18 protein-coding genes are annotated in these 21,615 nt (G+C 62.6%); 11 read left to right on the top strand and 7 right to left on the bottom strand.

Going from position 1 to position 21,615, the window contains the following annotated elements; genetic code table 11:
• Positions 1-43: 43 nt before the first annotated feature.
• On the top strand, positions 44-958 hold the full coding sequence (locus KSS97_RS02210) for an SdiA-regulated domain-containing protein (RefSeq protein WP_217860961.1): 915 nt from the start codon (positions 44-46) through the stop codon (positions 956-958).
• Between the two features lie 155 nt (positions 959-1,113).
• On the opposite strand, the gene rpiA is transcribed toward KSS97_RS02210, so the two are convergent.
• Complete coding sequence (gene rpiA / locus KSS97_RS02205; protein ID WP_217860959.1) at positions 1,114-1,788, bottom strand: ribose-5-phosphate isomerase RpiA; 675 nt, start codon at positions 1,786-1,788, stop codon at positions 1,114-1,116.
• A gap of 251 nt (positions 1,789-2,039) precedes the next feature.
• On the opposite strand from rpiA, the gene ilvA reads away from it, so the two are divergent.
• Genes ilvA through KSS97_RS02185 form a run of 4 tightly spaced genes read left to right on the top strand, consistent with a single transcriptional unit; the run spans position 2,040 to position 5,742 of the window.
• Entirely contained in the window at positions 2,040-3,554 is a 1,515-nt protein-coding gene (gene ilvA, locus KSS97_RS02200; protein WP_030140526.1) for a threonine ammonia-lyase, biosynthetic, read from the top strand.
• A gap of 38 nt (positions 3,555-3,592) precedes the next feature.
• Positions 3,593-4,006: a DUF2269 family protein gene (locus tag KSS97_RS02195; RefSeq protein WP_217860958.1), complete on the top strand. Its 414-nt coding sequence runs from the start codon at positions 3,593-3,595 to the stop codon at positions 4,004-4,006.
• Between the two features lie 15 nt (positions 4,007-4,021).
• Positions 4,022-5,278 carry an SDR family oxidoreductase gene (locus tag KSS97_RS02190; protein WP_030140528.1) on the top strand — a complete coding sequence of 419 codons (1,257 nt, stop codon included), beginning with the start codon at positions 4,022-4,024 and terminating at the stop codon, positions 5,276-5,278.
• Positions 5,275-5,742 (top strand): DUF2269 family protein, encoded by a 468-nt coding sequence (locus KSS97_RS02185; protein WP_030140529.1) that lies wholly within the window; start codon positions 5,275-5,277, stop codon positions 5,740-5,742. The genes KSS97_RS02190 and KSS97_RS02185 overlap by 4 nt, the downstream gene beginning before the upstream one ends.
• Before the next feature lie 40 nt (positions 5,743-5,782).
• Here the strand turns inward: KSS97_RS02185 and KSS97_RS02180 are convergent, their stop codons facing one another.
• Positions 5,783-6,439 (bottom strand): histidinol-phosphatase, encoded by a 657-nt coding sequence (locus KSS97_RS02180; RefSeq protein ID WP_030140530.1) that lies wholly within the window; start codon positions 6,437-6,439, stop codon positions 5,783-5,785.
• A 143-nt stretch (positions 6,440-6,582) separates the two neighbouring features.
• Between KSS97_RS02180 and KSS97_RS02175 the strand changes: the two genes are divergently transcribed.
• Positions 6,583-7,062: an RNA pyrophosphohydrolase gene (locus tag KSS97_RS02175; protein ID WP_003186867.1), complete on the top strand. Its 480-nt coding sequence runs from the start codon at positions 6,583-6,585 to the stop codon at positions 7,060-7,062.
• 22 nt (positions 7,063-7,084) lie between these two features.
• A complete protein-coding gene (gene ptsP, locus KSS97_RS02170; RefSeq protein WP_030140531.1) occupies positions 7,085-9,364 on the top strand; it encodes a phosphoenolpyruvate--protein phosphotransferase in 2,280 nt (759 codons plus the stop codon).
• A 126-nt stretch (positions 9,365-9,490) separates the two neighbouring features.
• On the opposite strand, the gene KSS97_RS02165 is transcribed toward ptsP, so the two are convergent.
• Positions 9,491-10,237, bottom strand: a complete 747-nt coding sequence (locus KSS97_RS02165; protein WP_217860956.1) for an NRDE family protein — start codon at positions 10,235-10,237, stop codon at positions 9,491-9,493.
• Between the two features lie 291 nt (positions 10,238-10,528).
• Here KSS97_RS02165 and KSS97_RS02160 point away from each other — a divergent pair, with 291 nt between their 5' ends.
• The 3 genes from KSS97_RS02160 (at position 10,529) to KSS97_RS02150 (ending at position 13,210) form a co-directional block, all read left to right on the top strand.
• A complete protein-coding gene (locus KSS97_RS02160; RefSeq protein WP_198797091.1) occupies positions 10,529-11,311 on the top strand; it encodes a sulfite exporter TauE/SafE family protein in 783 nt (260 codons plus the stop codon).
• 68 nt (positions 11,312-11,379) lie between these two features.
• Positions 11,380-12,189, top strand: coding sequence for a prolipoprotein diacylglyceryl transferase (gene lgt / locus KSS97_RS02155; RefSeq protein WP_030140534.1), 810 nt, complete (start codon positions 11,380-11,382; stop codon positions 12,187-12,189).
• Positions 12,190-12,238: 49 nt separating this feature from the next.
• Entirely contained in the window at positions 12,239-13,210 is a 972-nt protein-coding gene (locus KSS97_RS02150; protein WP_217860951.1) for a thymidylate synthase, read from the top strand.
• A gap of 136 nt (positions 13,211-13,346) precedes the next feature.
• Here KSS97_RS02150 and cadR read toward each other — a convergent pair whose 3' ends face one another.
• Complete coding sequence (cadR, locus tag KSS97_RS02145; protein ID WP_030140536.1) at positions 13,347-13,793, bottom strand: Cd(II)/Pb(II)-responsive transcriptional regulator; 447 nt, start codon at positions 13,791-13,793, stop codon at positions 13,347-13,349.
• 87 nt (positions 13,794-13,880) lie between these two features.
• On the opposite strand from cadR, the gene KSS97_RS02140 reads away from it, so the two are divergent.
• Positions 13,881-16,100, top strand: a complete 2,220-nt coding sequence (locus KSS97_RS02140) for a heavy metal translocating P-type ATPase (RefSeq protein WP_217860949.1) — start codon at positions 13,881-13,883, stop codon at positions 16,098-16,100.
• A gap of 187 nt (positions 16,101-16,287) precedes the next feature.
• Here KSS97_RS02140 and KSS97_RS02135 read toward each other — a convergent pair whose 3' ends face one another.
• From KSS97_RS02135 to KSS97_RS02125, 3 genes are read right to left on the bottom strand one after another with little or no spacing between them, the layout of a single operon-like run.
• On the bottom strand, positions 16,288-19,335 hold the full coding sequence (locus KSS97_RS02135) for an efflux RND transporter permease subunit (protein WP_217860947.1): 3,048 nt from the start codon (positions 19,333-19,335) through the stop codon (positions 16,288-16,290).
• Positions 19,332-20,396: an efflux RND transporter periplasmic adaptor subunit gene (locus tag KSS97_RS02130; RefSeq protein ID WP_030140539.1), complete on the bottom strand. Its 1,065-nt coding sequence runs from the start codon at positions 20,394-20,396 to the stop codon at positions 19,332-19,334. The genes KSS97_RS02135 and KSS97_RS02130 overlap by 4 nt, the downstream gene beginning before the upstream one ends.
• Positions 20,393-21,496, bottom strand: coding sequence for an efflux RND transporter periplasmic adaptor subunit (locus tag KSS97_RS02125; protein WP_217860945.1), 1,104 nt, complete (start codon positions 21,494-21,496; stop codon positions 20,393-20,395). Before KSS97_RS02125 ends, KSS97_RS02130 begins: the two co-directional genes overlap by 4 nt.
• Positions 21,497-21,615: the final 119 nt, after the last annotated feature.

Below are 21,615 nucleotides of genomic sequence, written 5' to 3'. Positions count from 1 at the left end.
CGTGGTATTTCCAACCACCTGTTCTTATCCGAGCCCACACCACATGCGTCGACTCGCCCGCCCCAAGCCCCTTATTTTTGTGCTCTTGACGTTCGTGCTGGTTCTACTGATCACCGCAGGACAGTACCTGCGCCTGTTCGAGCGCGCCTGGTTCAACATCAATACCCTGTGGCATACCGGTAGCGAGCAGGCCATTGCCTTGGATAAATATCAGACCACGGTGCAAGCCCAGGTCATCGAAGGACTCGACGATGATGTGTCGGCGCTGACGTACGATCCGATCCGCAAGAGCTTGTTCACCGTGACCAATCAGAATGCCGAACTGATCGAGTTGTCGCTGGACGGCAAGGTCCTGCGGCGCATCGCCCTGATCGGCTTCGGCGACCCGGAAGCGGTGGAATTCATCAGTGAGAACATCTACGTCATCACTGATGAACGCCAGCAACGACTGATCAAGATTCATCTGGAAGAAGACACCCGGTTCCTCGACGCGGCCGACGCCGAGCAAATCACGCTTGGCGTACACATGAACGGCAACAAAGGTTTCGAAGGGTTGGCCTATGACTCGATCGGCAAGCGCCTGTTCGTTGCCAAGGAGCGCGACCCGATGCTGATTTATGAAGTACACGGTTTTCCCCACCACAACCCGGAAAAATCCTACGCAGTTCATGTGATCAATAACCCCAAGCGCGACGCCGGGTTGTTTGTCCGCGATCTCTCAAGTCTTCAATACGACGAACGCAGCGGCCACTTGCTGGCCCTGTCCGATGAGTCGCGGTTGATTATCGAGCTGGACATCGACGGACGACCGCTGAGCACGCTGTCGTTGAACAAGGGTCGCCATGGGCTGGAAAAAAACGTACCGCAGGCCGAAGGCCTGGCCATGGACGACGATGGCAACCTGTACGTGGTTAGCGAGCCGAATCTGTTCTACGTGTTCAAGAAGCCAGAGCCTTGAACCGCTTACTCTGATTCATCATAGAGCCCCTATGTGGGAGCGGGCTTGCTCGCGAAGGGGTATCAGACACAGACATGTCATCTGGCACACCGCCTTCGCGAGCAAGCCCGCTCCCACAGGGTTCGAGTTCACTTGATATATAACCAGTCCTGCGCTTACTCAGCCCGCAAGGTCTTCACCCCGTCAGCCGTCCCCAGCAACAGCACATCCGCCGGACGAGCAGCGAACAAGCCATTGGTGACCACACCGACGATGGCGTTGATCTGGCTTTCCAGTTCCACCGGATGGGTGATCTGCAGGTTGTGCACATCGAGGATGATGTTGCCGTTGTCGGTCAACACGCCCTCGCGATACACCGGGTCGCCGCCCAGCTTCACCAACTGGCGTGCCACGTGGCTGCGAGCCATCGGGATGACCTCCACCGGCAGCGGGAACGCGCCGAGCACCGGCACCAGCTTGCTGGCATCGGCGATGCAGATGAACGTCTTGGCGACGGCCGCGACGATTTTCTCACGGGTCAATGCCGCGCCGCCGCCCTTGATCAAGTTCAGGTGCGCGTCGCTTTCGTCGGCGCCATCGATGTAGAACTCCAGGTCGCTCACGGTGTTGAGCTCGTACACCGGGATGCCGTGGCCCTTGAGGCGTGCGGCGGTGGCTTCGGAGCTGGCGACCGCGCCATCGAACGCACCCTTGTGCTGCGCGAGCGCGTCGATGAAGCAATTGGCGGTAGAGCCGGTGCCCACCCCGACGATGCTCTTGTCATCCAGTTTCGGGAGGATGAGGTCGACAGCGGCCTGGGCCACGGCCTGTTTGAGTTGATCCTGGGTCATGCGGGCTCCGAAGGTGCCGAGAGGGAACGAAAGGCCGGCATTATAGGCGTAGAAACCGTGGCGAGGGAGCTTGCTCCCGCTTGAGTGCGAAGCGCTCATCGCTTTTTCTGGGGCCGCTGCGCGACCCAGCGGGAGCAAGCTCCCTCGCCACGGGGGCTTCTGCGCCCAAAGTGCCTTAATTCGTGTGGTCGCCCGGCCAAAAGCCGGGTTAGACTCCTTGGCCCTGCCCAACCCGCTCAGTGATGCTTCCGATGCTTGAACAGTACGTCAAAAAGATCCTCACCTCGCGCGTTTACGACGTTGCCGTGGAAACCCCGCTGCAGACCGCTCGCCAGCTCTCCGAGCGGCTGGGCAACGAGGTCTGGCTCAAGCGCGAAGACTTGCAACCGGTGTTCTCGTTCAAGATTCGCGGGGCCTACAACAAGCTGACCCAGCTCAGCGACGAAGAGCGCGCCCGCGGCGTGGTCACGGCGTCGGCGGGCAACCATGCCCAGGGCCTGGCGCTGGCCGCCAAGGTGCTGGGGGTGAAAGCCACCATCGTCATGCCCAAGACCACGCCGGAAATCAAGGTCGAAGGCGTGCGCTCCCGTGGCGGCAAAGTGGTGCTGCATGGCGACTCGTTCCCTGAAGCCCTGGCCTATTCGCTAAAGCTGGTGGACGAAAAGGGCTACGTCTACATCCACCCATACGACGATCCTCACACCATTGCCGGGCAGGGCACGGTGGCGATGGAAATCCTGCGCCAGCACCCGGGGCGCCTCGATGCGATTTTCGTCCCGGTGGGCGGTGGCGGGCTGATCGCAGGGATCGCGGCCTATGTGAAATACCTGCGTCCGGAGATCAAGATCATCGGCGTCGAGCCCGACGATTCCAACTGCCTGCAAGCGGCCATGGCCGCTGGCGAGCGCGTGGTCCTGCCCACCGTGGGCCTGTTCGCCGATGGCGTGGCCGTGGCGCAGATCGGCCAGCACACCTTTGATATCTGCAAACACTACGTGGATGAGGTCATCACCGTCAGCACTGACGAGATCTGCGCTGCGATCAAGGATATCTACGACGATACCCGCTCGATTACCGAACCTGCCGGCGCCCTGGGCGTTGCCGGGATCAAGAAATACGTCGAGACGCGCAGCATCAGCGGCCAGACCCTGGTGGCCATCGACTCCGGCGCCAACGTCAACTTCGACCGCCTGCGCCACGTGGCCGAGCGCGCCGAACTGGGTGAAGGCCGCGAAGCGATCATCGCCGTGACCATTCCCGAGAAGCCAGGCAGCTTCAAGGCTTTCTGCGAGGCCATCGGCAAACGCCAGATCACCGAATTCAACTACCGCTACAACACTGGCAGCGAAGCGCACATCTTCGTTGGCGTGCAGACGCACCCGGAAAACGACCCACGCAGCAAGCTGATCGCCAGCCTGACCGAGCAGGGTTTCCCGGTGCTGGACCTGACCGACAACGAACTGGCCAAGCTGCACATTCGCCACATGGTCGGTGGCCATGCGGCTCACGTCATTGACGAAGTGGTCCTGCGTTTCGAATTCCCGGAGCGTCCGGGGGCGCTGTTCAACTTCCTCAACAAGCTGGGCGGTCGTTGGAATATCTCGATGTTCCACTACCGCAACCATGGCGCGGCGGATGGCCGTGTCGTCGCCGGGCTGCAAGTACCCCATGATGAACGCCACCTGGTGCCGGCCGCCCTGGAAGAAATCGGTTATCCGTACTGGGATGAGAGCGACAATCCGGCCTATCAGCTGTTTCTTGGCTGAGAGGCTACGCTCAAGGACATCGGCTCAAGGAAAAACCCATGGAAACTCTGCTGACCTTGAAAGTGCTGCACGTCGCAGCCACGGTCGTTCTGCTGGCTTGCGGTGTGAGCCTGGCCGTCCTGGCCTGGCGCAAGCGCAGCGAGGGGCCGGCCTGCACGCTGCGGCGCCCATGGCTGTTCGCCTGGGGCGTGATGCTGCTCTGCATGCTGAGCATGCCGTTTACCGGCTGGTGGCTCGTCCATCTGGTGGGCTGGCCGCTGGGCCAAACCTGGCTGCTGGGCTCCAGCGTTATCTATACCGTGGCGGCGCTCAGCGTTTTCTGGCTGTTGGCACGGCTCAATCGTCAGCGAACGGCCAGCGGCGGTGGCGGCAAATTCACCTGGGCGTTGGCGATCATCAGTGGGATCGGTTTCCTGTCCATTGCCGCCTTGATGGGCGCCAAGCCGATCTAAGCGACAAGGATCGCCATGAAGATTTTGCTGGTGGGTGGCGGCGGCTTTATCGGCGGCAATCTGCTGCGAGCGCTGCACGGCGCCGGCCACTCGATCATCGCAACAAGCCGCCAGGCACGAGCATCGAGCTGGCCCGGAGTCGAATGGCTGGCGCTGGATCTCGGCTTGCTGGCGAGCGATCCCGGGCATTTTTCGTTCCCCGACGACGTCGACTTGCTGATCAACGCTGCCGGCCTGTTGAGCGTTGATACTCAAGCGCTGAGCCTGGTCCAGGATCACGGCGCCCGAGCGCTGTTCGACCAGGCCGCACGCCGGGGCGTACCGGTCCTGCAGATCTCCGCGCTGGGAGCGAGTGCCCAATCCGACGTGCCCTTTCTGAACAGCAAAGGCATGGCCGACGAATACTTGTCCGGCTTGAACAATGTTTCCGTTGTGCTGCGACCGTCGTTGGTGCTGGGACCGGGCGGCGCAAGCAGCGGTTGGCTGGCAGGACTTTCGCCTTGGCCGGTGATCCCCTTGCTGGATCTGAAAGCCCGTATTCAACCCGTGCACATCGATGACCTGGCCGGCGCAGTCCTCGCCCTCCTGCGGCACTGGCCAACCGAGTCGGTGGTGCTGCCATTGGTGGGGCCAGAGCCGATGACCCTGGCGCAGCTTATCGACCGTTTGCGAGCCGCCCAAGGTTGGCCGCCAGCGCGCTACCTGCGAGCGCCGACCTTGTTGACCGAAGTGGGCAGCCGGATGGGGGATCGGTTCGGCTGGCGCGCCCTGAACCGGCAAAGCGTGGCGCTGGCGCAACGGGACAACCTGGCTGACCCTGCGGTACTCGCTTCAGTCTGCGGCTATCGCGCCGCCCCGGTGCAAACCTGCCTGCATGAATGGCCGACGATCGCCCAAAGCAGCCTTCGGGCTATTCGTCCATTGATGTTCGCCGTACTGGCACTTATCTGGCTGGGAACCGCCGCGGTGTGCCTCGGCCCCGGCTACGACTGGGGCTTGCGCATCCTGGCCGAAGCCGGCGTCTACGGCACCTGGGCGAAGCTTGCGGTGGTCAGCGGCGCGCTGTGCGACGGTGCGCTGGGCGTGGGCATGTTGCTCCAGCGTTGGCGACGCCAGGCATTGCGGCTGCAGTTGGGATTGATGCTCGGCTACACGCTGTGCATCAGCTTTATCCTGCCGCACTATTGGTTCGACCCTTATGCGGCTGTCGCCAAGAACCTGGTGTTGATAGTCGCGACTTTATGGCTGCTTTGGACCGAACCCCGCCAATGAGCATTTACCTGCTACTGAAAACCCTGCACATCCTGTCTTCGACCGTCCTGTTCGGCCTGGGCGCCGGGTCTGCCTACTACGCGCTTCGGGCCTGGCGCAGCGGCAAGCTTGAAGTCATTGCCGTCACCTTCAGGCATCTGGTCTTCGCCGATTGGGCGTTCACCGCCACGACCGCCGTGTTCCAGCCACTGAGCGGCCTGGCCCTGGTGCACATCGCCGGCTGGCCATTGCAGCAGAGCTGGTTGATGTGGAGCATCGGCCTTTATTGCCTGGCGGGCGCCTGTTGGCTGCCGGTGGTCTGGTTGCAGATCCGCGTACACAAAATGGCCGAGCACGCCTTGCGGGACGGCACGCCCATGCCGATCAAAGCCGCCACTTACATGCGCTGGTGGTTTGCGCTGGGCTGGCCAGCGTTCCTGGCATTCATGGCGATTTTCTATTTGATGGTGGCCAAGCCCGCTTGAGGCCAGCCCACCTGACGATCTACGGTGGGCGCCGAAGCACTCAGTCCCGCAGGCTGATCACCGGCCAACCCCGCTTCTCGGCCTCGGCCCGCAGGTTCGGATCCGGATCCACCGCCACCGGATGCGTCACCGCTTCCAATAGCGGCAAGTCATTCATCGAGTCGCTATAGAAGTAGCTGTCCTCCAGCGAATAGCCGGTCTCCTCCAGCCAACGGTTCAGTCGGGTCACCTTGCCTTCGCGGAAACACGGGATATCGGTGCTGCGTCCGCTGTAGCGCCCGTCGATCATTTCGCATTCGGTGGCGATCAGGGTCTCGACCCCCAGGCGTTCAGCAATCGGGGCGGTGACGAAGCGGTTGGTGGCGGTGATGATCACCAGCTTATCGCCAGCGTCGCGGTGCTTTTTCAACAGTTCGATGGCTTGGGGCAACACGATCGGCTCGATGCAGTCGCGCATGTAGTCAAGATGCCACTGCGCCAGTACTTCCATCTCGGTGCGGCCGAGGATTTCCAGGCAGAAGTTCAGGTATTCGGCATTGTCGAGCTTGCCGGCCAGGTAGTCCTGGTAGAACGCGTCGTTGCGCGCCTTGTATGTAACAGCGTCGAGGAACCCGCGCTCACACAGGTAATCGCCCCAGGCGTGGTCGCTGTCGCCGCCCAACAGCGTATTGTCCAAGTCGAATAAAGCCAGCCGCATTGCAGTTACTCGCTGAAAATTCTGAAGAAAGGCGTCCAGAATACGGACTTTTCACAAGAGTGCACATAAGCTAGGGACGCTCGTTGCTGCTTTCACAACCTTTGTGGAACAATGCGGCGACATGCGTTTGCGAGGTTGTTGCCGTGATCGATCCCGATGGTTTCCGTCCCAATGTGGGGATCATTCTTACGAATGATGCTGGGCAGGTGCTATGGGCACGCCGTATCAATCAAGACGCCTGGCAGTTTCCCCAGGGTGGGATCAATCCCCAGGAGACGCCGGAAGAGGCCTTGTACCGCGAATTGAATGAAGAAGTCGGGCTGGAGCGAGAGGATGTTGAGATACTCGCCTGCACCCGAGGCTGGTTGCGCTATCGTTTGCCGCAACGCCTGGTCAGGACGCACAGCCAGCCGCTGTGCATCGGCCAGAAGCAGAAATGGTTTCTCCTGCGCCTGATCTCCAACGAGCAGCGGGTGCGGATGGATTTGACCGGTAAACCGGAGTTCGATGGCTGGCGCTGGGTCAGCTATTGGTATCCGTTGGGCCAGGTGGTGACATTCAAGCGCGAGGTGTATCGACGCGCCCTTAAAGAGCTTGCCCCGCGCCTGCTGACGCGCGACTGACGACGGAGTTCGACCCCGAGCCATGCTCAATACGCTGCGCAAGATCGTCCAGGAAGTTAACTCCGCCAAGGATCTCAAGGCGGCGTTGGGGATTATTGTGTTGCGCGTCAAAGAGGCCATGGGCAGCCAAGTCTGCTCGGTCTACCTGCTTGATCCCGAGACCAACCGTTTCGTGCTGATGGCCACCGAGGGCTTGAACAAGCGCTCCATCGGCAAGGTCAGCATGGCCCCCAATGAAGGCCTGGTCGGCCTGGTCGGCACGCGCGAAGAACCCCTGAACCTCGAAAACGCCGCGGATCACCCGCGCTACCGCTACTTTGCCGAAACGGGCGAAGAGCGCTACGCCTCGTTCCTTGGCGCACCGATCATTCACCACCGCCGCGTCGTCGGCGTGTTGGTCATCCAGCAAAAAGAGCGCCGCCAGTTCGACGAAGGTGAAGAAGCCTTCCTCGTGACCATGAGCGCGCAACTGGCCGGGGTTATCGCCCACGCCGAGGCCACTGGCTCGATCAGCGGCCTGGGTCGCCAGGGCAAGGGCATCCAGGAAGCCAAGTTCGTCGGCGTGCCGGGTTCACCGGGCGCGGCGGTGGGCACGGCGGTGGTCATGTTGCCGCCCGCCGACCTCGACGTGGTGCCGGACAAGGCCATCAGCGACATCGACGCCGAGCTGGGGTTGTTCAAGACCGCCATCGAAGGCGTGCGGGCCGACATGCGCGCCTTGTCGGCGAAGCTGGCGACGCAGTTGCGCCCGGAAGAACGGGCACTGTTCGACGTCTACCTGATGATGCTCGACGATGCCTCCCTGGGCAGCGAAGTCACCACGGTCATCAAGACCGGCCAATGGGCCCAGGGCGCGCTGCGCCAGGTGGTGACCGACCACGTCAACCGTTTCGAACTGATGGACGACGCCTACCTGCGCGAGCGCGCCTCGGACGTCAAGGACCTTGGCCGCCGACTGCTGGCCTACTTGCAGCAAGAGCGCCAGCAGACCCTGGTCTACCCCGACAACACCATCCTGGTCAGTGAAGAGCTGACCCCGGCCATGCTCGGCGAAGTCCCCGAAGGCAAGCTGGCGGGGCTGGTCTCGGTATTGGGCTCGGGCAACTCCCACGTGGCGATCCTGGCCCGGGCCATGGGCATCCCGACGGTGATGGGCCTGGTGGACCTGCCGTACTCGAAGGTCGACGGCATCCAGATGATCGTCGATGGCTACCATGGCGAGGTCTACACCAACCCCAGCGATGTGCTGCGCAAGCAGTTCGCCGATGTGGTGGAGGAAGAAAAGCAACTGTCCCTGGGCCTCGATGCGCTGCGGGACCTGCCGTGCGTGACCCTCGACGGCCACCGCATGCCGCTGTGGGTCAACACCGGCCTGCTGGCCGACGTGGCCCGGGCGCAGAAGCGTGGCGCCGAAGGCGTAGGCCTTTACCGCACCGAAGTGCCATTCATGATCAACCAGCGCTTCCCCAGCGAAAAGGAACAGCTGGCGATCTACCGCGAGCAACTGGCCGCGTTCCATCCGCAACCGGTCACCATGCGCAGCCTGGACATCGGCGGCGACAAGTCCCTGTCCTATTTCCCGATCAAGGAAGACAACCCCTTCCTTGGCTGGCGCGGCATTCGCGTGACGCTCGACCATCCGGAGATCTTCCTGGTCCAAGCCCGCGCCATGCTCAAGGCCAGCGAAGGCTTGAATAACCTGCGCATCCTGTTGCCGATGATTTCCGGCACCCATGAACTGGAAGAAGCCCTGCACCTGATCCACCGGGCCTGGGGCGAAGTGCGCGATGAAGGCACCGACGTGCCGATGCCGCCAGTCGGGGTGATGATCGAAATTCCGGCAGCGGTGTACCAGACCAAGGAACTGGCGCGGCAGGTGGACTTCCTCTCGGTAGGGTCCAACGACCTGACCCAGTACTTGCTCGCCGTGGACCGCAACAATCCACGGGTGGCCGACCTCTACGATTACCTCCACCCGGCGGTGCTGCAAGCCTTGCAGACCGTGGTGCGCGACGCCCATGCCGAAGGCAAGCCGGTGAGCATCTGCGGCGAAATGGCCGGTGACCCGGCGGCGGCGGTGCTGCTCATGGCGATGGGTTTCGACAGCCTGTCGATGAACGCCACCAACCTGCCGAAAGTGAAATGGATGCTGCGCCAGATCAACCTCAGCAAGGCCCAGGAACTGCTGGCGGAGCTGATGACCATCGACAATCCGCAGGTGATTCATAGTTCCTTGCAGTTGGCGCTGAAGAACCTTGGGCTGGCGCGGATGATCAATCCGGCGTCGAGCAAGACGCTCTAAATCCTGCGGCGAGCATTTGTGGCGAGGGAGCTTGCTCCCGCTGGCGGGCGAAGCCCGCCCAAAAGCTTTGGGGCTACTTCGTAGCCCAGCGGGAGCAAGCTCCCTCGCCACGGGATATCGTCGGCATTAAACGAGCAGCTCCACCTCCCCCAAATGCCCCCCATGGGGCCCGAAACTGCGCTCGACCATCTGCCGCGTCCCATCGGCATGGACGATCAGCGCCGTACTCGCCCGCGTTCCGTAGGCCGGGCTGGCAATAAACACACTCGACAGCAGCATCTCCGTCGCCAACCCCACCCCCGTGTCCGGCAGTTCAGCCACTGGCGCAGGTTGCGGGTCGTTCAACAGCGCCAGCAAGGCCTGGGGCTGCGGATCGTCCAGCACTTCGCTCAATGCCGTTCGAGCCTTGAGCAACTTTGGCCAGGGCGTGTTCAGCCCGGCGTTGGACACGCCGTAGACCCCTTCGGCCAACTGTTGCGGCCGGGTATCGCGGGCGTTGTAGTGCCAAAGCTCCGTACCGTCGCCAAGCAGCAGGTTAAAACCACCGTACTCGCCGGCACGTGGCACCACTTCGCTTAGGTAATCAGTAATCGACAGAGTCCCGGCCAGGAACCGCGCCACCAGCTCGCCGCGGGACTTGAAGGCCGGCAACTGGCCCGGGTCGCGGATGTTTGTCAGGGCCGCAAAGCGACCGTCGTCGCCCACACCAAGCCAGGTGCCGCCAGCCTCCAGGTCACGACCGGCGTGGACATGGGGCGCGTCAGGCCACTGGGCCAGGGGCAAGGTCGGGCGCGCATAGAACTCGTCGCGGTTGGCCGCCACGATCAGCGGCTGGGCGTGGCCAGGGCGCCAGGCAAATACGATCAGGCACATCAGGTTGTCCTGTTATGGGATAAAACCGAGCAGCGCTTTTGTGGCGAGGGGATTTATCCCCGTTGGGCTGCGCAGCGGCCCCAAGCTCCGGCAACTCGGTATATCAGTTGACCAAATTGAAGGTCCAGGGGCTACTTCGTAGCCCAGCGGGGATAAATCCCCTCGCCACAGGGACAGCGATCTTTGCCACTCTACTCATACATTGCCCCGGCATCCATCGCCTTCAGTGGAGCCAGATGCCCTCGATCCGTTACCATGCCGCTCTTATTTGCGATGGTCGAGGCGACGCTGGTGGAATTTTTGCTCTATCTGCTGCTCGGCGCCTGCGCCGGCGTGCTGGCCGGGCTGTTCGGCGTGGGGGGCGGAATGATCATCGTCCCGGTGCTGGTGTTCAGTTTCACCTTGCAGGGTTTCGATCCGCAGGTGTTGACGCACCTGGCCGTCGGTACCTCCCTGGCGTCGATCATCTTCACGTCGGTCAACGCCGTGCGCGAACATCATCGCAAAGGCGCGGTGCGCTGGCTGATCTTCGCCTGGATGACCGTCGGGATCCTGATCGGCGCCGGTTTCGGCGCGCTTACCGCCGAAGCCATTTCCGGCCCGCACCTGCAAAAAATCATCGGTGTGTTCGCCATGCTCGTCGCTGCGCAACTGGCCCTGGACTTCAAGCCCAAGGCCAGCCGCACGGTGCCGGGCAAGGTCGGGCTGACCCTGGCCGGCACGGTCGTTGGCTGGGCCTCGGCGATTTTCGGCATCGGCGGCGGTTCGCTGACCGTGCCATTCCTGACCTGGCGCAGCGTACCGATGCAACAAGCGGTGGCGACTTCCTCGGCCTGCGGGCTGCCGATCGCCCTGGTCAGTGCGCTAAGTTTCATGATTCTGGGGTGGCACGATCCGCTGTTACCGCCCCATAGTCTCGGTTTTGTGTATCTGCCTGCCCTGCTGGGGATCGCCCTGACGAGCATGGTCTTCGCCCGCGTCGGCGCGCGGCTGGCCCATCGCCTGTCACCGCGCTTGCTCAAACGGTTGTTCGCCGCTTTGCTGTTCAGCGTGGGCTTGAGTTTCCTGCTCTGACGCAATCCTGGCTTAATCCCGAGGTGGCAGCGTCGCCCGGGTATTTTTGACGTTTACGAGGAATATCAATGCTGCCTTACCCGCAGATCGATCCGGTGGCCCTGGCCATCGGCCCGCTGAAAATCCACTGGTACGGCCTGATGTACCTGATCGGCATCGGCGGTGCCTGGCTGCTGGCGTCGCGCCGGCTCAACCGCTTCGACCCGACCTGGAACAAGGAAAAGCTCTCCGACCTGGTGTTCTGGCTGTCCATGGGCGTGATCGTCGGCGGACGCCTGGGCTATGTGCTGTTCTACGACCTGAGCGCCTACCTGGCCAACCCGACGCTGATTTTCGAAGTCTGGAAGGGCGGCATGTCGTTCCACGGCGGGTTCATCGGCGTGATGCTGGCGGCGTTGTGGTTCGGCAAGCGCAACAACAAGTCGTTTTTCGAACTGATGGACTTCGTCGCGCCGATGGTGCCGATCGGCCTGGGCGCCGGGCGCATCGGCAACTTCATCAATGCCGAATTGTGGGGCAAGCCGACCGACGTGCCGTGGGCGATGATCTTCCCGCCGTTCAGCGACCCGGCGCAGCTGCCGCGCCACCCGTCGCAGCTCTATCAATTCGCCCTCGAAGGCGTGGCACTCTTCCTGATTCTCTGGCTGTTCTCGCGCAAGCCGCGGCCAACCATGGCGGTGTCCGGCATGTTCGCCCTGTTCTATGGCATCTTCCGCTTCATCGTCGAATTCGTCCGCGTCCCCGATGCCCAACTCGGCTATCTGGCGTGGAACTGGCTGACCATGGGCCAGGTGCTGTGCCTGCCGATGATCATCGGTGGCCTCGCGCTGATCTGGCTGGCCTATCGTCGCGCGCCGGCTGCCGCCGCCAAAGTTTAAAATTCGAACCCCGGGGCGCAGGCCCCGGGTTCAAGGACACAGGTAACCCATGAAGCAATATCTCGATCTGGTGGCCCACGTCATCAAGAACGGCACCAAGCAAGCCAACCGCACCGGCGTGAACACCATCAGTTTCCCCGGCGCCATGCTGCGCTACGACTTGAAGGAAGGCTTCCCCGCCATCACCACCCGCAAGATGGCCTTCAAGTCGGCCATCGGCGAAATGTGCGGTTTCCTGCGTGGCGTGAACAATGCCGCTGAATTTCGCGCCTTGGGCTGCAAGGTCTGGGACCAGAACGCCAACGAAAATGCGCAGTGGCTGGCCAACCCGTTCCGCCAGGGTGAAGACGACCTGGGCGAGATCTACGGCGTGCAGTGGCGCAAGTGGCCGGCCTACAAGCAAATCCCCCTGAACAACCAGGCGGCCATCGAGCAGACGCTGGCCCAGGGTTACCGGCAGATCGCCGAGGGCGAGGAAAACGGCCAAGCCTACGTGGTGCTGTACAAGGCCATCGACCAGGTTCGCCAGTGCGTCGACACCATCATCAAGGACCCGGGCAGCCGTCGCATCCTGTTCCATGGCTGGAACTGCGCCCAGCTCGATGAAATGGCCCTGCCGCCGTGCCATCTGCTCTACCAGTTCCACCCGAATGTCGAGACCCGGGAAATTTCCCTGACCCTCTACATCCGCTCCAACGACCTGGGCCTGGGCACGCCGTTCAACCTCACCGAAGGCGCCGCGCTGCTGAGCCTGATCGGCCGCCTGACCGGCTACACGCCGCGCTGGTTCACCTATTTCATCGGCGACGCCCACGTCTACGAAAACCACTTGGACATGCTCAACGAACAGCTCACCCGCGAGCCGTTCCCGATGCCAAAGCTGGTGATTTCCGAGCGAGTGCCGGAGTTTGCCAAGACCGGTGTTTATCAGCCGGAGTGGCTGGAGCAAGTGGAGCCGGGCGACTTCTCCCTCGAAGGCTACCAGCACCACGCGCCGATGACCGCGCCGATGGCGGTCTGAGCCACCCCGCCTCTCCCTTGTGGGAGCGAGCTTGCTCGCGATAGGGCCATTACATTCAACATCAATGTTGACTGATAGGTTGCTATCGCGAGCAAGCTCGCTCCCACATTAGATCTCCGTGTGCTTCAAGATCAGTTCAATGTCCATGACTCCTGCCCACATGTGAATGCTCCACCTCCGGCGCCACCGCCCCGCTCACCTCCAACCGCTGCAAGATCCCGCATTGATCAAGATCCGGCCCTTCGCCACAGCGATGGCGCAGGTCGATCAGTTGCGCCTGCAAGGCCATCAGGCCATCGATGCGCGCCTTGACGTGGTCGATGTGCTCGTCGATCAGGGCGTTGACGCTCTCGCACTGATCCTGGGGACTGTCGCGCAAGGCCAGGAGGCTGCGGATTTCTTCGAGGGTCATGTCCAGGGTGCGGCAGTTGCGGATGAACGTCAGCCGCTCGGCGTGGGCTTGGGTATAAACGCGATAATTACCGTCGCTGCGGGCCGGTTCCGGCAGCAGGCCTTCGCGCTCGTAGTAGCGGATGGTCTCGACCTGGCAGTCGGTGATTTTCGCCAGTTCTCCGATCTTCATGGTGTGGCCTCCGAAAATAGGTGCTTGACCCTATAGTGGCTACAGGGTCTTTACTGCGCAACAGGCACTTTTTACGGACATCATCCGATGAGCGATTCCCTTCACATCCACAAACCCGACCACGGCCACGCCCATGGGCACTCCTGCTGCGCCTCGAAAGCGGCACCGTCGGTGGTCAGCCTCGGCAAAACGCCGACGGACGGTGCGCGGCTGAGCAGTTTTCGCATCGAAGCCATGGACTGCCCCACCGAGCAGACGCTGATCCAGAACAAACTCGGCAAGCTCGAAGGCGTGCAGCAGCTGGAATTCAACCTGATCAACCGCGTGCTGGGCGTGACCCATGATTTGCCCAGCGATGCCCCCATCATCAAGGCCATCAAATCCCTCGGGATGCAGGCGGAGCCACTGGCGGCCGGCCAGGAAAAGCCGACCAATAACTTGCCTGCCCCAGCGAAGCCCTGGTGGCCACTGGCGTTGTCCGGCGTCACGGCACCGGCTGCCGAGGTGATTCACTTCACCAACGCCGCGCCGAACTGGGTGGTCGCGTTGGTTGCATTGGTCTCGATTCTCAGCGGCGGCCTCGGCACGTACAAGAAGGGCTGGATTGCCCTGAAAAACTTCAACCTGAACATCAACGCCTTGATGAGCATCGCGGTGACCGGCGCCGTGCTGATCGGCCAATGGCCGGAGGCGGCGATGGTGATGTTCCTGTTCACCGTGGCCGAACTGATCGAAGCCAAATCCCTCGATCGCGCACGCAACGCCATCAGCGGCCTGATGCAAATGGCGCCGGAACAAGCCACGGTGCAACAGGCCGATGGCACGTGGCAGGTAGAGGACGTGAAGACCATTGCCCTCGGTGCCAGGGTACGGCTTCGTCCTGGCGAACGGGTTGGGCTGGACGGTGACGTGGTCGCCGGGCGCTCGACCATTGACCAGGCGCCCATCACCGGTGAGAGCCTGCCGGTGGAAAAAACCGTGGGCGATAAAGTCTTCGCCGGCACCATCAACCAGGCCGGCGAACTGGAATACACGGTCACCGCCGCTGCCGATCAATCGACCCTGGCGCGAATCATCCACGCTGTGGAACAGGCCCAAGGTTCCAGGGCGCCTACCCAGCGCTTCGTCGATCAATTCTCGAAAGTCTACACCCCGGCGGTGTTTGCCCTGGCCCTGGCCGTGGCGATCATCCCACCGCTGTTCATGGGCGCGAGCTGGTTCGACTGGATCTATCGCGCGCTGGTCCTGCTGGTGGTCGCCTGTCCTTGCGCGCTGGTGATTTCCACCCCGGTGACCATCGTCAGCGGCCTGGCAGCAGCGGCGCGCAAAGGCATATTGGTCAAGGGTGGCGTCTATCTTGAAGGCGGCCACAAGCTCGATTACCTGGCCCTGGACAAGACCGGAACCATCACCCACGGCAAGCCGGTACAGACCGATTACGTGCTGCTGGACCCGACCACGGAAGCCACCGTCCCAGCCTTGGCCGCCAGCCTCGCGGCACGCTCGGACCACCCGGTTTCCCGGGCGATTGCCGAGGCGGCTGTGGATAAACAACTGGCGCAGCATGCTGTGGATAACTTCGCCGCGCTGGCCGGGCGCGGTGTTCGTGGCGACATCGGCGGCCAGACCTATCACTTGGGCAATCACCGCCTCGTGGAAGATCTCGACCTGTGTTCCCCGGAACTGGAAGAGCAACTCTTCGCCCTGGAAAAGCAAGGCAAGTCCGTGGTGCTGCTGCTCGACCGCACAAAGCCCTTGGCGCTGTTTGCCGTCGCCGACACCGTGAAGGATTCCAGCCGCGAAGCCATCCGGCAATTGCACGGACTGGGTATCAAGACATTGATGCTGACGGGCGACAACGCCCACACCGCCGAGGCGATTGCCCGGCAGGTCGGCATCGATCAGGCCCGTGGCGACCTGCTGCCGGAGGACAAGCTGCACGCCATCGAAAATCTGTATGCCCAAGGCCACCGGGTCGGCATGGTCGGCGACGGCATCAACGACGCCCCGGCGCTCGCCCGCTCGGAAATCGGTTTCGCCATGGCGGCGGCCGGCACCGACACGGCCATCGAAACCGCCGACGTTGCCTTGATGGATGACGATCTGCGCAAGATTCCGGCGTTCATCCGGCTGTCGCGGCAGACCTCGAGCATTCTCAAGCAGAACATCGCCCTGGCGTTGGTTATCAAGGCGGTTTTCCTCGGCGTGACCTTCGCCGGGCTGGCGACCATGTGGATGGCGGTGTTTGCCGACATGGGGGTGAGTTTGCTGGTGGTGTTCAATGGGTTGCGGTTGTTGCGCAAGTAAAAATTGCGCGCTGCCGAGACCAGACACCTAACTGTGGCGAGGGGATTTATCCCCGCTGGGCTGCGAAGCAGCCCCAAAAGGCTGCAAACCCGGTGTATCAGGTTGAATGAGGTTGTTTTCCTTGGGGCTGCGGTGCAGCCCAGCGGGGATAAATCCCCTCGCCACATGGGACATGTTCTCGGCCGTTTCAATCACGCTTCGGCTCGCGGATCTTGTACCAGGCCACGTACAGCGCCGGCAGGAACAACAGCGTCAGCAACGTGGCGACAATGATTCCGCCGATCATCGCGTAGGCCATCGGTCCCCAGAACACTTCGCGGGCAATCGGGATCATCCCCAGGCTCGCCGCAGCCGCCGTCAGCAGGATCGGCCGGCGTCGGTGTTCGGTGGCTTCCACCACCGCGTCCCAGGGTTCGTAGCCGTCACGCTCATACTCGTCGATCTGGGTCACCAGGATCACCGAGTTACGAATGATGATGCCAATCAGCGCAAGGATGCCAAGGATCGCCACGAAGCCCATGGGCGTGCCCGTCGGCACCAGCGCCAGCACCACGCCGATCAGGCCCAACGGCGCGACGCTCGCCACCAGGAACAGCTTCTGCACGCTGTGCAGTTGGATCATCAGGAACGTCGCCATCAAGAACAGCATCAGCGGTACCACGCTGGCGATAGGTCCTTGGGCCTTGCTGCTTTCTTCCACCGTACCGCCAGTCGCGATCTTGTAGCCCACCGGCAACTTGGCGGCGAACTTGTCGATGTCCGGTTGCAACTGCCTCACCAGGTCCGTGGGCTGGATTTCATCGCGCACGGCGGCCTTGATGGTGATGGTCGGCTTGCGGTCGCGACGCCACACCAGCGGCTGCTCCAGCTCATAACGCACCGTGGCGAAGGCCAGCAGCGGAATCGACGTGCCGCCCGGGGTGACGATCTGCAGGTTCTGCAGGGTTTCCGGCGAACCACGCTCGGCGTCTTCGGCGCGCCCTACCACGTCGATCAGGTAGATATCGTCGTTGACCTGGGTCACCGGCGAGCCGCTGACGATGCTGTTCATCAGCCGGGCCACGTCGTCCGAAGAGAGCCCCAACTGCCGCGCCTTGTCCTGGGCGATGTCGATGCGCAGCACCTTGCCCGGCTCGTTCCAGTCGTAGATGATTTCGCCGATGTGCGAGTTCTTGTCCAGCTCGGTGGCCAACTCGATCGCATGCTTGCGCACCTGGTCGATGTCCTTGCCGCTGACCCGATACTGGATCGGCCGCCCTACCGGCGGGCCCATTTCCAGCGCCTGCACGTAGCTGCCGATGCCGACGAAATCTTCCCGCAGGCGTTTTTGCAGGCGTTCGGTCAGGGCCGCGCGCGACTCCAGGCCCTTGCTGACAATCACCAGTTGCGCGTAGTACGGGTTCTGCAACTGTTGGTCCAGCGGCAGATAGAAACGAATGGCGCCTTCGCCGATGTAAGTGCTCCAGCGCGCGATGTCCGGGTCATCCTTGAGGGTCGCTTCCAGGCGGTCGACCGCTTTGCGCGTCTCGTCCATCGAGGCGTTTTGCGGCAGGTTGAGGTCCACCAGGATCTCCGGGCGGTCCGAAGACGGGAAGAACTGGTTCTGCACGAAGCGCATGCAAAACACCGCCAACGCGAACAGCAGCACCGTGATCCCGATGGCCCACCAGCGATTGCGCATCGCCCACAGCAGGCCGCCATTGAACGCCCGGCCGATCCGCCCCGGCTCGGCGCTGTGGGGTTTGATGTCAGTGCTGAGGATGTGCACGCCGATCACCGGGGCAAACAACACCGCGACGATCCACGACACCAGCATCGCCACGGCAATCACCGCGAACAGGGTGAAGGTGTATTCGCCCGCCGAACTGGCGTTCAGGCCGATGGGCACGAAACCGGCCACGGTCACCAGGGTCCCGGTGAGCATGGGAAAGGCGGTCGAGGTGTAGGCGAACGTGGCGGCCTGGTCCTTGCTGTCGCCCTTTTCCAAACGGGTCACCATCATTTCCACGGTGATCATCGCGTCGTCCACCAGCAGCCCGAGGGCGATGATCAGCGCGCCGAGGGAGATCCGCTGCATGGTGATGCCGCTGTATTCCATGAACACGAATACCATCGCCAACACCAACGGAATCGAGCACGCCACCACCAGCCCGGCCCGGATGCCGAGGCTGATGAAACTGACGACGAGCACGATAATCACCGCCTCGAACAGCGCGCTGGTGAAACCGCCGACAGCCTCCTCCACCACCTCGGCCTGGTCCGACACCGTATGCACGCCGACGCCCACCGGGAGGTCGGCGGTCAGTTCGTTCATGCGTGCGTGCAGCGCCTTGCCGAATTCCTGGATGTTGCCGCCCTTCTTCATGGCGATGGCCAAGCCAATGGCCGGCGTGCCATTGAAGCGGAACATCGGTGTGGCGGGGTCGACATAACCACGGCGGATATCGGCGATGTCAGCCAGTCGATAGAAGCGATCGTTGAGTCGCAGATTGACGCTGGCCAGGTCCTTTTCCGACTGGAACTGCCCCGACGTGCGCACGGAAATCCGCTCCGGCCCGGCGTCGATTACCCCGGCCGGGGTGACGGCGTTCTGCGATTGCAGGCTCTGCACCACCTGGCGTTGATCGATGCCCAGGGCCGCGAGTTTGCGCGTGGAGAAGTTCAGGTACAGCACTTCGTCCTGCTCGCCGACCATCTCCACCTTGCCCAGGCCAGGCACGTCGCGAATCTCGGCGCGCACTTGCTCCACGTAATCGCGCAACTGACGCATCGACAGGCCGTCGCCGGTGAAGGCGTACACCGAGCCATAGACGTCGCCGAACTCATCGTTGAATCCCGGACCTTGCAGGCCTTCGGGGAAATCGCCGCGGATGTCGTTGATCTTCTTGCGGACCTGGTACCAGATCTCCGGGATTTCCTTGGCGCCCGTGGTATCGCGCAGGTACACGAACACCGTGGACTCACCGGGCCGGGTGTAGCTCTTCACATAATCGAGGGAATCGAGCTCCTCGAGTTTTTTCTCGATGCGGTCCGTGACCTGCTTGAGCGTTTCTTCCTGGGTCGCGCCAGGCCAGCGGGTCTGGATGACCATGGTCTTGATGGTGAACGACGGATCCTCCTCGCGGCCCAGGTTCATGTAGGAGAACACGCCCATCAGCAGCGCGACGAACATCAGGTACCAGACGAATGACTGATGCCGCAGGGCCCATTCCGATAAGTTGAAAGGCCCTTTCATCGTGCGTCCTCGTCGAGTTTCACTTTTTGCCCCGGCTGGAGACTGTTCACGCCAGCGCTGACCACGCGGTCGCCGGGCTTGATGCCGTTGGCCACCAACACCGAGTCGTCCGACCGTTCGAGCACCTGTACGTCCCGGGGCGAAACCGTCTGGTCCTGCGGGTTGACCAGCCAGATTCGCGTCTTGCCATCCACTTCCTGCAGCGCACTGAGCGGCAACTCGATGCGCGGCTCGATGGCCGAGCTCAGGGTCACGCTGATGGCCGTGCCCAGGCGAAATCCTGGCGGTGTATCGGTCAGGGTCAGGCGTGCGCGGCGCGTGCGGGTGGCGCTTTGCGCCTGGGGTTCGATCTCGCGCACGATGGCCGTGGTGCGGGTCGCCGGGTCGAGTTGCGCGGCGACTTCGAACACCACGTCCTCCGGCAGGCGTTCGGCCAACCCGGCAGGCAAGTCGATCACCGCTTCCTTGATGTCCGGACGGGCCAGTGTCACCACCTGCTGGCCGGCGGTCACCACTTGCCCGGCCTCGGCAGTCCAAGCCGTGACGACGGCGTCATGATCGGTGTGCAGTTCGCTGTAGTTGAGCTGGTCACGGGCCTGCTCAACCGAGGCCCGCGCCTGCTCCAGGGATGCTGCGGTGGTTTTCAGATCGGTCTGGGCGACGTCCAGTTGCGCCTGGGCACCGACGCCACGGTCGAACAATTGTTGCTGGCGACGGGCGTTGGCCTGGGCATTGATGTACTGCGCCTGGATCCGCGCGAGGTCGCCCTGGGCGGCGCGCAACTGGTTCTGCTGGTCGGTGGGGTCGAGGGTCGCGAGCAGGTCGCCCTTCTTCACCTCGGCACCGACATCGACGTTGCGGCTGGCAATACGGCCCGGCACCCGGAACCCCACGTTGGTTTCGTAGCGGGCCTGGATATTCCCGGCGAAGCGTCCGAGGGCCTGCTGGTCGAGGGCCCGAACCTCGATGGACAACACCGGTCTGATCGGCTCCGGCGGCGCTTCTTCTTTCGAACAGGCGGCCAGCAGCAGGCCGGCCGAAACCATCCACAGGCGCTTCATGGCTGGGCTCCTGTCGGGGCTTTGTCGTAGTTGTTTTCAGCGATCTCGACGCGCACGCCAGGATGGAGCAATTGCCCGCCGGCAATGATGATCTTCTCGCCGCCCTTGAGCCCGTCACTGATGATGACCTTGCCGGTCAAATAGCGGCCGACCGTGACCGTCTGCAACTGCGCCTTGCCCTCGCCGTCCACCAACCACACAGCCGGCTCGCTTAGGTTCTTCGTCAGTGCCGACCAAGGCAATTCCACGGCGGTCTTGCCGGCGGATTTGGCCGTGGCGCTGACCACCGACCCCAAGCGCATGCCTTCAGGCAAGTCGTTGAGCGTGACCTTGACCTGCACGGTACCGGTCTCGGCGGACACCGCTGGGGTAATCTCGCGCACCGTGCCGGTGGTCTTGATGGCCGGGTTGTCCAGCAGGCTGATGGTGATCTGCGGGTCCGAGGGCGGTTCGCGCAACAGTGATTCATAGATGTTGAACACCGCGTCACGCTCACCGTCACGGGCCAGGCTGAAAATCGGCTCCGTGGCCTGGACCACCTGGCCGACTTCGGCCTGGCGCGCCGTGATGATGCCGGGCGCCTCGGCAATGAGCGCGGTATAACTGAGCTGTTCGCGGGCGTTGGCCAGTTGGGCCTGGGCCGCCGTCAACGCGCTCTGGCTACTGCGCAATTGCGCCTGGGCCGTGTCGTATTCGCTCTGGCTGGTGTAGCCCTTGGGCAAGAGTTTCTGCTGGCGAACGAAGGCCGCCGCGCTCTGCTTGACCCGCGCCTGTTCGGCGGCCACCTGGGCTTCGGCGGAATCGACGTTGGTCTGCAAGTCGCGAGGATCGAGCCGGGCCAGCACTTGCCGGGCCGAGACCCGGTCGCCGACGTCGACTTTGCGCTCGACGATCTTGCCGCCCACACGAAACGACAGATCGGTTTGCACCCGGGCCTGGACATCGCCGGTCAGCGTGACCGAGGCCGCGTACTCGCTGGGTGTGGCTTGCTGTATGAACACCCGGGGCAAGGCTTTTTCCTCGGGTTTCTTGTCACCACACCCCGTCAACAACGCACACACGCCCAAGCCAACAATCAATTTGATTCCAGGACCAGTCATGCAGACTCCTTTGCGTTGTACCGAAGTACCAGTGACGATACGACTGTGAGCTTAGAACAGGGTTCACCGAATGCACGGCAATCGGGCAGACTCGTCTCAGACATCCATGCACGAAGGGA

Source organism: Pseudomonas alvandae, from assembly GCF_019141525.1.
Classification (GTDB): domain Bacteria; phylum Pseudomonadota; class Gammaproteobacteria; order Pseudomonadales; family Pseudomonadaceae; genus Aquipseudomonas; species Aquipseudomonas alvandae.
This window is presented reverse-complemented; position numbering and strand designations above follow the sequence as displayed.

Excerpts from the sequence above, each read along its gene's own strand:
- ptsP (WP_030140531.1), top strand. The coding sequence starts at position 7,085 with ATGCTCAATACGCTGCGCAAGATCGTCCAGGAAGTTAACTCCGCCAAG.
- KSS97_RS02130 (WP_030140539.1), bottom strand. The coding sequence starts at position 20,396 with ATGAAGCGCCTGTGGATGGTTTCGGCCGGCCTGCTGCTGGCCGCCTGT.
- KSS97_RS02135 (WP_217860947.1), bottom strand. The coding sequence starts at position 19,335 with ATGAAAGGGCCTTTCAACTTATCGGAATGGGCCCTGCGGCATCAGTCA.
- KSS97_RS02210 (WP_217860961.1), top strand. The coding sequence starts at position 44 with ATGCGTCGACTCGCCCGCCCCAAGCCCCTTATTTTTGTGCTCTTGACG.
- ilvA (WP_030140526.1), top strand. The coding sequence starts at position 2,040 with ATGCTTGAACAGTACGTCAAAAAGATCCTCACCTCGCGCGTTTACGAC.
- KSS97_RS02140 (WP_217860949.1), top strand. The coding sequence starts at position 13,881 with ATGAGCGATTCCCTTCACATCCACAAACCCGACCACGGCCACGCCCAT.
- KSS97_RS02150 (WP_217860951.1), top strand. The coding sequence starts at position 12,239 with ATGAAGCAATATCTCGATCTGGTGGCCCACGTCATCAAGAACGGCACC.
- KSS97_RS02180 (WP_030140530.1), bottom strand. The coding sequence starts at position 6,439 with ATGCGGCTGGCTTTATTCGACTTGGACAATACGCTGTTGGGCGGCGAC.
- KSS97_RS02125 (WP_217860945.1), bottom strand. The coding sequence starts at position 21,496 with ATGACTGGTCCTGGAATCAAATTGATTGTTGGCTTGGGCGTGTGTGCG.
- KSS97_RS02185 (WP_030140529.1), top strand. The coding sequence starts at position 5,275 with ATGAGCATTTACCTGCTACTGAAAACCCTGCACATCCTGTCTTCGACC.
- cadR (WP_030140536.1), bottom strand. The coding sequence starts at position 13,793 with ATGAAGATCGGAGAACTGGCGAAAATCACCGACTGCCAGGTCGAGACC.
- KSS97_RS02165 (WP_217860956.1), bottom strand. The coding sequence starts at position 10,237 with ATGTGCCTGATCGTATTTGCCTGGCGCCCTGGCCACGCCCAGCCGCTG.
- lgt (WP_030140534.1), top strand. The coding sequence starts at position 11,380 with ATGCTGCCTTACCCGCAGATCGATCCGGTGGCCCTGGCCATCGGCCCG.
- KSS97_RS02190 (WP_030140528.1), top strand. The coding sequence starts at position 4,022 with ATGAAGATTTTGCTGGTGGGTGGCGGCGGCTTTATCGGCGGCAATCTG.
- rpiA (WP_217860959.1), bottom strand. The coding sequence starts at position 1,788 with ATGACCCAGGATCAACTCAAACAGGCCGTGGCCCAGGCCGCTGTCGAC.
- KSS97_RS02195 (WP_217860958.1), top strand. The coding sequence starts at position 3,593 with ATGGAAACTCTGCTGACCTTGAAAGTGCTGCACGTCGCAGCCACGGTC.